Genomic DNA, 12,566 nt, shown 5'->3' with positions numbered 1-12,566 from the left:
GATCACGGTGTAAGCACTGCCAGCGCGTTCTTGCAGGGTTTTAGTCATGCCGGATGTGTCGGCCCAATCGGACAGCATTTGATCCAGCAAACCGCGTTGCTCTTCACGTGTGGTGGCCGCGCTGTAGTGTGCCAAAACGTCTTGCAGTGATGTCGACAAGCTGGCGGCTTCGCGCAGGTCGCGCACTTTGCCTGCGCCTTGCATATCGGGCAGATCTTTGACGTTATCGGCAATCACGACTTCATCAGTAAACTCCCGATGGAAGGCGTCTTCCTCAAAATTTACGTCACCCATATTGCCGCTGCTGCCATCGGTTTTTGTGTACGTACCTTGGTCGGCTAACTGGTTACCATTGGCGAGTGTTTGGTTATGTGATTTTTTGTTGACGTTGAGACTGGCGATGCCGAGTTGATCCAGCGTGAATAATTCATTGGCTTGAGATATGCCATCCTGATTAAGATCACGCCAGACTTTAAGTTGGTTCCAGTTGGCGTCGTTTTTATCGATCTTGCCATCGTGGTTGGAATCCAGATCAGCCAGCGCGCCAAAACCATCGCTGGCGGTGTGGCCGTTGTCGAGGTGGGTGGAATTACCGAAGAGTTCCGTACCGTTGTCGATCACGCCGTTACCGTTGCGGTCCATGACGAGCAAGCCATCGTCAGCGCCGACCCAACCGGTCGCGGTTTTGATACCGTCGTTGTTGTTGTCGAAGTAGATGTTGTTTTTGCTGCTGACGGTTTCGATGCCGTCGCCGTCGAGGTCGAGGACTAAGGGATCGTAGCGGTAGCTACGGGAGTGGGTGAAACGGTCATTGATTTCTTGGCCTAGTTTTGTCGATTCGTCGAATTGCCAATCATAAAGCTTTGATCCGACATATCCTCCAGCAACCCCTGCAACAACCCCCAGTGGTATTGCAAATGGCCCTATAAATGGCGCTGTCGCACCACCAACATAGACGCCTACCGCTTCACCGATTGCATAACCAGCACCTAATGAACCGACCATTTTTACCTGATTAGTAAAGTCTCCCCCAATAGAGTTTCTTAGCGTATCAAGAATGGTGTCCATCGCTGTTTTTGCATCATCACCTCTTTGTACTATTTTTCCTAAATGTTCTGCTACGGGCACAGCATCCTTCCCAATTCCTTTTGCAATGGCTTTGATGGCTGCGGGCGTAGCATCAATAACAACAATTCCGGATTTCGTGACAATGTAAGCAACACTCATTTAAGACCTTAGTTAATTTATTTAGACGAAATTTCAAATTTCTTGAAACAGATGGAGGTGATAGAAAGCCAGAACATTAATAGAAACAAAAAAGTGCTGAATAAATAGAAGGTGTAACTATTAGTGAACTGAAATCTAGATGTATGGCTGCCATCAATAGCCGTAGGAGTAACAAGTAAAAAAAACGAAATTAACCCCATTTTTTTTGCATTATCGAGATAGGTTTTATTTTCAACACTTTCTCTTAATTTTCTGTAAAACGTAGTTACATCTAAAGACTCGCGTTTACTCATTGAGAAGGTATCCAAGACCACGCCCACAAGAACGAAAATTACAGAAAAGAGAATCTCTACTGGGAACAAAGTATGAGAATTTCTTAGGAAATTCCCTATATAAAATACGTTACACAATCCAAGGAAAATGCATATTCTTCCTATTAATAAAAGTGCTCTGGACATGATATTTTTTATGTCCATAAAATCGCCTCCTGACACCCTATATTTGCTTCGTTACCATGCAGAGTCATGCAGCGACCTTGTTTTTCATTATTTCGGCTCTTTTATTTTTTCCACTTGTCGGGGCTTTTAACAGCCGGTCGTTAAACACTTTTCTTAAAGTCAGAACTGCATGGATGGGCATTGCAATAGACATAATTTATTCCTCGGACGATGACGCGATGGTGATGTTCTTTTTAATCAGGTCCGTGACGACTTGGTCTATTTTTATAAAGTCTTTTCCTATCGGTTTGGCTATCGTGTATTGCAAGTCGAAGTGATCATCGATTGTTCTGAGAGCTTTAAAACTAACGATAAATGGCAATGGATCTTTGATCGCGACGGGTTGTCCGTCTGCTGCCTGAAAGATGTAATACGTGCTGAGTGATTCCAACTCTTTCGGATTGCCTTGTTGATACCTGCGATAAATGCCGCGATTTTCTACGCGATATTCGAGTCCTCGACGTGAGGGATCGAACTGATCGATCGCGTTTTTCTCCATATTTTCGGCGTCGTTAATTCGAGGAAAATCAGACACTGTTGTCCGGCTTAGATATATTTTTATCTCATCTTTTTTTGGTGCGCTTCCCTGTGTTATCGGTGCCATGTCTGGATAGTGGAAGGCAAAGGTAATCAGCTCTGTATTGGTGTTATTTGTTTCATATTTTTGAGGTAGTGTAAAAGTCGCTTTGCCGTCGCTTGAATGCAGTTGCCTCACTGTTTTATCCTCGCTGCAAGAGATAACTAAAGAAGCCGATACCGTCATTAGAAAAATGTGAAAGTAAGATCGTTTGCCTATCATCATGCTCACTACTCCTTGGTTGATTATGTCGATTACCCTGTCAACGTTTGATCATTTAAAACTTGCTTTGTGTCAAAGCGCATTGCACGCTTCAGTGGCGATGAATCGTGTTGCGAGCGGAACGCCATATACTCGTTGTTCACATTTTTATGGAACGTCGATTCCAATTGATTGCATCAAGATTGGATAGCGTGACTGCAATGGCAGAAAACGTTGTCATGAATTATTTTAGTGTCTATTTTATTTTTAATTATTTTCAATTTTACAAATGAAATTTCCGAATTGATACGAGACTATTCTCGAATTAACATGAAAAATTCTATAAATAAATTTATAAGGAAGATAACTCTCGGCGAAGATCGAGAATTCTCTTGGATGAATTTATTAGAATATTTATCGCTCTATTTATTGACATATTTTTTTATTTATTACGTGGTCTATCTCTCTCGCCCTGCCTCCTGAACGGCCTTCTGCACCGGCGATAACAGATATTCCAATACTGTCCGTTTGCCCTGATGAATTTCTGCGACAACTTGCATGCCAGCGGTCATTTGCAATTGGTTGCCTTGCGGATCGACCAATATCTGATGCGCCAGTTTGATACGGGCTTTGTAGGTTGATCTGGCGTTGTTGCTGTCATCGCCGTTGCCGCCACCTGACGGACCACTGGCATTGGCGCTGCCCTTTTCGGGATCTGATGCGTCGGCGCTTAATCGTGTGACTGTGCCGTTCAACATGCCGTATTTTTGGAACGGGTAGGTAGCGAGTTTGATTTGCGCGGTTTGGCCGATTTGGACGAAGCCGACATCTTCGTTTTTGACAGAGACATCGGCATACAATTGCTCGTCCTGCGGCACGAGCGTCATGATAACCGTACCGGGTTGTACCACTGCGCCGACGGTTGTGGTGGCAAGATCGTTGATTACGCCATCTTGTGGCGCGCGCAGTTCCATCAGTCCTTGTTTGTAAATGGATTTATCCAGGTTCGGTTGCAATTGGGCGAGTCGGGCGTGGATGTCGGCAAGTTCGGTTTGCAGGTCGGCGTGATAGGTGTCGTGTAACTGGGTGATCCTTTGCTGTTGGGCTGCGATGGTTGCGGCAAGCGAGGCGACGATTGACTGTTGCGCGTCTAGATCTCTGGCTTTTTCAATGGCGTCGCGCTGCTTCTCGTCGGCAGCCAGACCGCTGACAAAACCTTCTTTTTCTAGCTTGGCGTAGGCTTCTGCACTGCGTTGATACAGCGGTAATGTTTGTTTTAATTTAGCGGAAATCTGCACCGCACTGCGGTACTCGTGCGTGGCTTTGATGACCAGTGATTTCTCCTGATCCAGACTGCTTAGAAATGCTTGCCTGTGCGCCAAAAATTGACGCTGTACCTGCGCGTATAGCTGCGGATCGTCTCCTGCTTTGGATGCCATCGTTTGATCTGCCAGTTCGGCATTGATCCGACGAATCTGCATGCGCTGGATGTCAATATCCTTGCTGACGCCGTTACGATCGGCGTTGGCCAGTGTGGTATCGAGTTGGGCTAATAGTTGACCGGCCTTGACGCTATGGCCTTCATTGACGAGTATTTTTTTGACGACGCCAGGTTCTGCCGGTTGCACGATCTTGACTAAGGTTTGCGGGACTAGCTTGCCTTCGGCGGTGGCAATAATGTCGAGTTTGCCGAACGCAGTCCAAATGATCAATATTAAAATAAGAATCGATACTGTCCATAGAACCAATCGCTTGATGTGGCTTGGCGCTTCGGCTTCGATCAAACGCAGAGGATCTTGCCAACGATTGGATGAAGGCAGCGCCATGATCGGGGCCATGTTTTGCGCGAGCTCCGACTGATCTGGTTTGCCCCACTTGTCTGATGATGTGGAATTATTTTTTGATGATGTCGAATTATTTTCTGATGCTGTATTGATGCTTGCATTCAGATTTGCATTGTCCGATGGCGTGGATGGCATTAATTGCCTCCTTCTGTTGCTTGCAATATGGAATTACCAAGCACATTGCTTTCTGCGTCAGGGTTAACCAATTGCGCGCCGTTTGCGGTTAGGCTAAATACGGCGTCGACCTTCAGTCCCTGCGGTAAGCCATGTGTGATAAATAGCATCGTCACCTTGCCCTTGAGAGAGTTGATGGTCCGAGCAAATTGCTCTGCGGTAGACGCATCGAGGGCGCTGGTGGCTTCGTCGAAGATGAGGATGGTTGGCTGCTTTAATAAGGCGCGGGCGATGGCAATACGTTGCTTTTGACCGCCGGAGAGGCCAGCGCCACGTTCGCCAATTTCGGTTTGATAGCCTTGCGGTAAGGCTTCGATGACGTGGTGAATTTCTGCCATTTTGCAGGCGGTGGTGATGGCCTCAAAATTAGCGTTGGGGCTGGCCATTTGTAGGTTCTCAAAGATAGTGCCGGAGAAGAGCATGGTTTCCTGCGGCACGACGCCGAAGTAGCTACGCAGTTCGTTGGCCGCGAGATACCGGATATCGACGCCGTCAATCAGGATGCGACCAGCACTGGGTTGGTAGAAGCCTTGCAATAATTTTGCGAGCGTGCTTTTGCCGCAGCCTGATGGCCCCATAATGCCGATGGTTTGTCCTGGACGGATGGTCAGGGAGACGTTTTCATAAACGAGCGGAAGATGATCGGCGTAACGAAAAGCGATCTCGCCTATTTCGATTTCACCATGCCGTGCGGTGTCGCGTGCGGGGATGACTGAATAAGGTTCAATCGGCACGTTCATCAAATCGCCTAGCCGCGCTACCGATAGACTTGCTTGCTGAAATTGTTGCCACAGGCCGACCAGACGCAACATTGGTTGTGACAATTTGCCCGCAAACATCTGGAAGGCAACCAGCATCCCAATAGTGAATTCCTTTGAGTGCATGACGGTGTAGGCACCGATACCGAGGATCAACAGGCTAAGTAACTGCTCCAAAAAGTTGGCGGTGGTGTTGTAAGTATTGGCCAGTTGCTTGGTGGAGAAACCAGCTTGTAGATAACTGGCGAGATAACCGCTGTACTTGCTGTTGAGTTGCGGCTCTAGTTGTAATGATTTGACCGTTTCGAGACCGGATACGTATTCGGTAAGAAAGGCTTGGTTGCGTGCGCCGAGTTGAAATTGTTGTTGCAGCCGTGTTTGAAATAACGGCGCTACAACGATACTTAGCCCGACGATTAACAATAAGATGGCCAACACAATCAGCGTCAAGGTAACGCTGTAATGAAACATAATGGCGACAAAAATAAATAGAAATGGCAAATCCAGTATCAGCGTTACGGCTGCGCCAGAAATGAACTCGCGGATGGTTTCAATTCCGTGCAGACGTGCGGCAATGATGCCAGTCGGACGATGCTGAAAATATAGCGGCGGCAGTTTGAACAGGCGTTCGAACACTGATGAACCCAATACCGCATCGACGCGGTTACCGGTATGTAATACCAGATATTGGCGCAACCACGATAAGACAGCCGAGAACAGCATAAAAATTGCCATGCCAATCGCAATCACGATCAGCGTGCTTTCTGTGCGGTGAACTACTACTTTATCGATGATGGTTTGCGTGAACAGCGGCGTTGCCAGTGCAATTAACTGGATCACCAGCGAGGCCAGCAATACTTCTTGCCACAATTTTTTGTGTTTGAGTAATTCAGGCACAAACCAGCTGAAGCCGAATGTGCGCGTTTGCCGCGCTTCGGTCTCGCTATCAATATCCGTACCGGGGTCAGCTTGCACATTAATGCGGGTGAGAAAGCCGTGATACCGAAGTGAAAAATCTGCGGGCGACATCATGGTTGGTGATACCTCACCTTTTTCCAGTACCAAAAAACTGTCGGTATCGACTTCCAGGATGATGGCTGGTATCGCATCCGGCGCTTCTGGCGGTAGAACTGAAGTTGCGCTGTCTACGCTGTTTGGTGTGTTTGGCCTGCCTGCGATATCTGTCATCGCAATTGACACTTGGGTCATTGCCGATAGCAACGCAAGTTCGTTCGAATTGTTGCCCTCTGTTGGGGCGGCTTCGACTTGTAGAAAAGGGGATTTGGGTGTCAACCAAACGACGGTAGGTAGACATTCTTTGTCCACATCTGCGGTAACGCAGCGCGTTAGTTCCGCATCGAAGCCGTATAAAGCAATAGCCGCAACCATGGAATGAACGGTGTGTGGCGCGGCTAATTGTTGGATCGCTAATTCCATGGAAAAGGGCTTGCGATGAAGTACGCAGATTCCCTGTAAAGCCCAAAAAAATGCATTTGTATCGACCTTCTTATTACGCATAATGACGGCTTTTCTCTTTATGCCTATTTAAGGCATTATGTTGTTGGAAGTTGTGCTTTTATTACTTTTAGCAGTCGAGGCGTTGATAAACGCTTGCCGTCATTCAAATGGCATCAGACTCAACCTGCGCTGGTGGCAAAATCAGCATTCCACGTGATCGCTCAGCGTGTTTCCGTGCGGGTTATTGAACCGGATCGGTAGAGCTGAAGGTTTCAAGAATCGCATTAATGCTTTGGTTGTTAATTTAGACAGAGAGCCATTAATGAACGAAAAAACAGACGCGAATAGCGACCCATAACTGCTCAAAGCATTGCGTGATAGCGCGCAGTTACACTGCACGTAAGCCCGCACATCCGTCGCGCGGCTGTCCTTGTCCAGATTATTATTTTATTTTCATTAATCCTGTGCAATTCTACAAAGCGCGCTTGCGAATTGATATGAGACAATTCTTAAACTGAGATAAGAAATATCCAAAAATTCGGGCAGATTTTTATTGGCTATTTGAGCCAAGCCAAGAAGGTACAATTCGTACCATTGATATGGTTGGCATGCAGGTTTGATGGTGCTGGCTTTTGATATCGTTTGCTGCCTTTTTTTTGCTTTTTTTCTACCAATTTTTTGTCGTTGTACGCAATTTCATACTATTCATATTCATAATTTTTTGTGGCCAAGTGGGCTGACTCAAAATTTCATTTCACCGCACTTAACATCGAAATAACTATTTTTTCCATGTATATCATTAACCTGTTGCTCCCCGATTTCACCCTGATCCTGCTTGGCGTTATTTTGCGGCGGACGACCGATTGGGGCGATGCCTTCTGGACCGGTGCCGAGAAGTTGGTGTATTACCTGCTTTTTCCTGCTTTGCTGTTTTATTCCACCGCGCGTACCGTATTGCATTTCGATACCACCGGAAAAATGCTCATGGTGGGATTAACGGCGCTTGGTGTGGCGATCATCCTGACCTGGATCGGCAAGCCGTTTTTGAAAGCAACGCCGATGGATTATGAGTCGGGTATGCAAACCGGCTATCGCTTCAATTCCTATATGGCGTTGGCGCTGGCGTCACGTATGGCGGGGGAAGAAGGTACGGGATTGATGGCATTGTTGATCGGCTTTGGCGTGCCGCTGTGTAACCTGGCGGCGGTGCACTCGCTGGTGCATAAAAACGGCGGGTTGTTGAAGGAACTGGCAAGAAACCCTTTGTTGGTCGCCACGGCATGTGGCTTGTTATATAGCTTATCGGGTATGCCAATACCGGATGTCGCCGGTGCGGTCTTGTCGCGACTCGGCAATGCCGCGTTGGCAATTGGCTTATTGCTGGTCGGTGCAGGTTTGCGTCTTACTGGCGTGCGTCAGGCCAAGTTGATGACGGGATTTTTTCTTGCAGTAAAATTACTGGCGCTACCGGCGGCAGCGTTGATACTTGGTCGCTGGGTGGGATTGGGGGCCTTGCAATTGCAAATAGTCGTGTTGTTCTGTGCATTGCCGACGGCATCGAGCGCTTATATTTTGGCAGCACGGCTTGGTGGCAACGGACCTTTGGTGGCGTTTTTGGTTTCTGCAGGAACGGTATTGTCGGCACTGACTTTGCCGTTATGGCTGGGATTGCTGCACTATCGTTAACTACGCTGCATCTGCATCAGATTACAGTCCGTACTGCTGCAATGCCCATTCAACATGCTCGCGAATCAAGGCAGATGGATCGTCGGCACGGGTTTGTAAGGCAGCGATGATTTCTGATGCATTATGCGTTGTTATGGCCGTTGCGGCTGTATTACCCAATCCGATCGCAATATTACGCAACCATCGCTCGTGCCCTATCCTGCGAATCGGGCTGCCTTGTAAGCGCTCATTAAATTGGGCTTCGGTCCAGCCAAACAGCTCTACTAACGTGGCGTTATCGAGACCGTTACGTACATCAAAATCATTCAACGTGGACGGTTGAGCAAACTTATTCCACGGACAAAATAACTGACAATCATCACAGCCGTACACGCGGTTGCCGATCAAGGCTCGAAATTCCAGCGGAATGCTGCCTTTTAATTCTATTGTCAAATAGGAAATACAACGGCGTGCATCCAAAGTATAGGGCGCGATAATGGCCTTGGTCGGACACACGTCGATACAGGCGCTACATTGACCGCAATGGGACGTGATCGGTGCATCCGTTGGGAGTGGCATATCCGTCAGCATCTCGCCTAGAAAAAATAACGAACCGGCTTCACGGTTCAACAGTAAGGTATGCTTTCCGCGCCAACCTAAACCCGCCTTTTGCGCTAGCGCGACCTCCATCACCGGTGCGGAGTCGGTAAATACACGATAACCAAAGGGACCAATTTCGGCGGTAATGCGATCTGCCAATTGCTGCAAGCGCGAACGTAACACCTTGTGATAGTCACGACCACGTGCATATAGCGATACCGTAGCCGACGTGGATGCACCGGGCTGAAGCCGATTTTTCTCACGCTGACGCCATGCGGCATCGCTATCTTGCGGCAAATAATCCATGCGCACGCTAATCGATCGAATGGTGCCCGGCACCAATTCTGCGGGTCGCGCACGCTTTAAACCGTGTGCTGCCATATAATCCATGTCACCGTGATATCCGAGCGCAAGCCAAGTCTCGAAGCCAGCTTCTTGTTGCGACAGATCGACATCCGTAATCCGCACGTCAGCAAAACCCAATTCGCGCCCCCACGCCTTGATGGTGGCGGCAAGCGCAACCATTGCGGTGGGGTTATGATCGCGTTTGATATCGTTATTGATATCGGTGCTGTTGTCGACGCTGTGATCGATGCCGTGATCGTTAAGATCAGCGCGATTCAAGGCGGTTTCAGTAAAATGCGGTAGAGACATCAGGACATCAACTCATCAATGACAGAGGACTATTTTACGAGATGCAAGACTTTACCTTTCATCTACATGACGAAGCAGGTACGTTTGCCCTTGGTGCTGCATTATCACGGGCGCTGGCACCGGGTCTGACGATTTATTTGCATGGGGACCTTGGGGCTGGCAAAACAGCACTGACCCGCGCCTTATTGCATGCTGCCGGTTATACCGGCCACGTCAAAAGCCCAACTTATACTTTGGTGGAACCTTATACCGTCAATATAAATCAACAAACGGTCGAAGTGATGCATTTTGACCTGTATCGCATGGGAAGTCCGGAAGAATTTCTAGAAGCCGGTTTCCGCGAGCATTTCAATGATTCCAATATTTGCATCGTTGAATGGCCCGAAAAAGCAGAAAATATTCTACCAACACCAGACATAAACGTCATTCTCAGCGTCTCAGGAGACGGGCGTGATGTAAAATTGTGCGGCGTAACCGATAAAGGTAATCAATGTCTCGCTCGACTGAAATTTGCACCAAACCTCTGAAGTCCAAAAGCCGCCGTACCATTCTCAAAGCAGGTGGAACGCTGCTTATTTCGGTTGTCGCGCCACTGACCTCGCAATCTGCACGGGCCGCACAAATTCTTGCGGTTCGGGTCTGGCCTGCTGACGACTATACCCGCGTTACGCTGGAAAATGATGTCGAACTAAAAGCTACCCATTTTCTGGTGCAAAATCCTGCCCGAATGGTGGTCGATATCGAAGGGATTGAACTGAATCCGGCACTGAAAGAACTGGTCGCCAAAATTCAATCGAACGATCCTTATATTAAGCAGGTTCGGGTTGGTCAGAATCGACCAAATGTGGTCCGTCTGGTGTTTGACCTGAAAGATCAGGTCGTACCGCAGGTCTTTACGCTGGACCCAATCGGGAATTACAAATACCGTTTGGTGTTCGATTTGTATCCACTAGTGCCGCCCGATCCAATTGCCATGATGATCCAAAAAGGCGAATGGCCGACAGCGGAGCCGGGAGAGATCGTCCCGCCAGTAGCAGTCACCAAGCCAGTACCGGTGGTGCCACCGCCAGAACCGCCGGTGGCAAGGGTTGATCCCAAAGCGCAGAGAAAACTTGAGAAGTCGCCCACCATGACGCGGATGATCACCATTGCACTTGACCCCGGTCATGGCGGTGAAGATCCTGGCGCAACCGGTAGTCGCGGCAATCATGAAAAAGATATCGTGCTCGCCATCGCCAAGCGCCTTAAAGCCAAGATTGAACAGCAGCCTAATATGCGCGTAATGCTAACGCGTGACGCTGATTTCTTTGTGCCACTAGGTATGCGGGTGCAGAAGGCACGTAAAGTTCAGGCTGACTTATTTGTCTCGATCCATGCCGATGCTTTCGTGACACCCACTGCGCGTGGCTCGTCCGTTTTTGCATTGTCTGAAAAAGGTGCCACTTCGACCGCCGCCCGCTGGATGGCCAACCGAGAAAACGCCTCAGATTTGATTGGCGGGGTGAATATCAAAAGTCATGACAAGCAACTTGCGGGCGTTTTGCTCGATTTGTCTACCACTGCGCAAATCAATGACAGTATGAAACTTGCCAGCGCGGTCCTTGGTGAAATCGGCGGTATTAATAGGCTTCACAAAGGGTCGGTCGAACAAGCCGGTTTCGCAGTGCTTAAAGCGCCTGATATCCCAAGTATTCTGATTGAAACCGCCTTCATCTCAAACCCGGAAGAAGAAGCCAAACTGACCGACAACGCCTATCAGGACAAAATGGCCGACGCCATACTGACCGGCATTAAGAAGTATTTCTCGCACAATCCGCCACTGTCCAAGAACCAGATGACATAACTAGTATCTGCTCACCGCTTTTGGTGGCAATGTGCAGACATAAAAAAAGGGTATGGCGCAAACAAATGCGTCATACCCTTTTTTACATCTGATCCATCGCTCTGATGGCAGCAGATTACATCAGCATTAAAGCACCATAAATCTTAGGCTGTACAACAAGCTGCATTTTCAGCAGCCCTAAGCTTGCTGCCCTTTTAGCTTTTGATACAGTTTCCATATCGCACCCAAAACCACAGGGATCGCTGCTGCGCCGACGCCAAGCAATACAATCGTATTTAAATGATCACGAATGATTGGCATATTTCCAAAGAAATATCCCGCTGACACCAGACCGACGACCCATAACAAAGCGCCAGTGATGTTGAAAAACTGAAACTTTGAAAATGTCATCTTGGACACGCCAGCCACAAAGGGCGCGAAAGTGCGGACAATGGGGACGAAGCGCGACAAAATGATGGTTTTTCCGCCATGATGTTCATAAAACGCATGCGTCCTTTGTAAAGCCTTTTGGTCCAGCCATCGATAATCGTGGGAGTAGACTTTCTCCCCGATCTTGCTACCGATCCAATAATTCAGCGTATTACCAGTGGTCGCCGCGATGATCAGCAAACCCATCAATAGCCAAATATTCATTTCGCCCATCGCGCAAAATGCACCGCCGATAAACAGCAATGTATCGCCAGGCAAAAATGGGAATACAACCAATCCTGTTTCACAAAAGACAATTAAAAATAACACCATATAGATTAAGGTGCCGTATTCCTTAATCAAGAATCCTAAGGATTTGTCAACGTGCAGAATCACGTCGATGAATTGCATAAAGTCCATAACTCTCCTAATGGTTGCGCGAAATAATACACTACACGGTTAGCCGAAAAAGCCAATGTCACTAAAAAAAATCACACACGGATTACCAGTAGACGACCGTTCATGCGCGAAACGCTCGTAAATCAACGAAAATCATAAAACGCTCTTGCCGGTCTGTGCCGGTCAAAAGTAGTACTTATACAAAACTTCCCCACCAATACCACCTGACGACGGCCTTAATAAGGTGGTCGTCAGGTGCGC

General features: G+C 48.0%; 8 protein-coding genes and 1 pseudogene. 3 read left to right on the top strand and 6 right to left on the bottom strand.

Going from position 1 to position 12,566, the window contains the following annotated elements:
* The 4 genes and pseudogenes from QN379_RS03690 to QN379_RS03675 all read right to left on the bottom strand — a co-directional run.
* Positions 1 to 1,227, bottom strand: a pseudogene (locus tag QN379_RS03690) (hypothetical protein); the annotation flags it as partial.
* Positions 1,228 to 1,881: 654 nt separating this feature from the next.
* Entirely contained in the window at positions 1,882 to 2,526 is a 645-nt protein-coding gene (locus QN379_RS03685) for a hypothetical protein (RefSeq protein ID WP_323506038.1), read from the bottom strand.
* Positions 2,527 to 2,960: 434 nt separating this feature from the next.
* Positions 2,961 to 4,481 (bottom strand): HlyD family type I secretion periplasmic adaptor subunit, encoded by a 1,521-nt coding sequence (locus tag QN379_RS03680; RefSeq protein ID WP_323506037.1) that lies wholly within the window; start codon positions 4,479 to 4,481, stop codon positions 2,961 to 2,963.
* A complete protein-coding gene (locus QN379_RS03675) occupies positions 4,481 to 6,715 on the bottom strand; it encodes a peptidase domain-containing ABC transporter (RefSeq protein WP_323506036.1) in 2,235 nt (744 codons plus the stop codon). The genes QN379_RS03680 and QN379_RS03675 overlap by 1 nt, the downstream gene beginning before the upstream one ends.
* Before the next feature lie 810 nt (positions 6,716 to 7,525).
* On the opposite strand from QN379_RS03675, the gene QN379_RS03670 reads away from it, so the two are divergent.
* Entirely contained in the window at positions 7,526 to 8,422 is an 897-nt protein-coding gene (locus QN379_RS03670; RefSeq protein ID WP_323506035.1) for an AEC family transporter, read from the top strand.
* A gap of 21 nt (positions 8,423 to 8,443) precedes the next feature.
* Here the strand turns inward: QN379_RS03670 and queG are convergent, their stop codons facing one another.
* Positions 8,444 to 9,526 (bottom strand): tRNA epoxyqueuosine(34) reductase QueG, encoded by a 1,083-nt coding sequence (gene queG, locus QN379_RS03665; RefSeq protein WP_323506047.1) that lies wholly within the window; start codon positions 9,524 to 9,526, stop codon positions 8,444 to 8,446.
* A 170-nt stretch (positions 9,527 to 9,696) separates the two neighbouring features.
* On the opposite strand from queG, the gene tsaE reads away from it, so the two are divergent.
* Together tsaE and QN379_RS03655 are read left to right on the top strand one after the other, a co-directional pair.
* Entirely contained in the window at positions 9,697 to 10,182 is a 486-nt protein-coding gene (gene tsaE / locus QN379_RS03660; RefSeq protein WP_322232593.1) for a tRNA (adenosine(37)-N6)-threonylcarbamoyltransferase complex ATPase subunit type 1 TsaE, read from the top strand.
* Positions 10,146 to 11,498 carry an N-acetylmuramoyl-L-alanine amidase gene (locus QN379_RS03655; protein WP_322232594.1) on the top strand — a complete coding sequence of 451 codons (1,353 nt, stop codon included), beginning with the start codon at positions 10,146 to 10,148 and terminating at the stop codon, positions 11,496 to 11,498. Before tsaE ends, QN379_RS03655 begins: the two co-directional genes overlap by 37 nt.
* 177 nt (positions 11,499 to 11,675) lie before the next feature.
* Here QN379_RS03655 and QN379_RS03650 read toward each other — a convergent pair whose 3' ends face one another.
* Complete coding sequence (locus tag QN379_RS03650) at positions 11,676 to 12,326, bottom strand: VTT domain-containing protein (RefSeq protein ID WP_322232595.1); 651 nt, start codon at positions 12,324 to 12,326, stop codon at positions 11,676 to 11,678.
* Positions 12,327 to 12,566 lie beyond the last annotated feature (240 nt).

The sequence above is a fragment of the Glaciimonas sp. Gout2 genome (assembly GCF_035018905.1).
Taxonomy (GTDB): domain Bacteria; phylum Pseudomonadota; class Gammaproteobacteria; order Burkholderiales; family Burkholderiaceae_D; genus Glaciimonas.
This window is presented reverse-complemented; position numbering and strand designations above follow the sequence as displayed.

Coding starts and splice junctions, on each gene's coding strand:
- QN379_RS03685 (WP_323506038.1), bottom strand. CDS start 2,526: ATGATGATAGGCAAACGATCTTACTTTCACATTTTTCTAATGACGGTA.
- QN379_RS03680 (WP_323506037.1), bottom strand. CDS start 4,481: ATGCCATCCACGCCATCGGACAATGCAAATCTGAATGCAAGCATCAAT.
- QN379_RS03675 (WP_323506036.1), bottom strand. CDS start 6,715: ATGGAATTAGCGATCCAACAATTAGCCGCGCCACACACCGTTCATTCC.
- QN379_RS03670 (WP_323506035.1), top strand. CDS start 7,526: ATGTATATCATTAACCTGTTGCTCCCCGATTTCACCCTGATCCTGCTT.
- queG (WP_323506047.1), bottom strand. CDS start 9,526: ATGGTTGCGCTTGCCGCCACCATCAAGGCGTGGGGGCGCGAATTGGGT.
- tsaE (WP_322232593.1), top strand. CDS start 9,697: ATGCAAGACTTTACCTTTCATCTACATGACGAAGCAGGTACGTTTGCC.
- QN379_RS03655 (WP_322232594.1), top strand. CDS start 10,146: ATGTCTCGCTCGACTGAAATTTGCACCAAACCTCTGAAGTCCAAAAGC.
- QN379_RS03650 (WP_322232595.1), bottom strand. CDS start 12,326: ATGGACTTTATGCAATTCATCGACGTGATTCTGCACGTTGACAAATCC.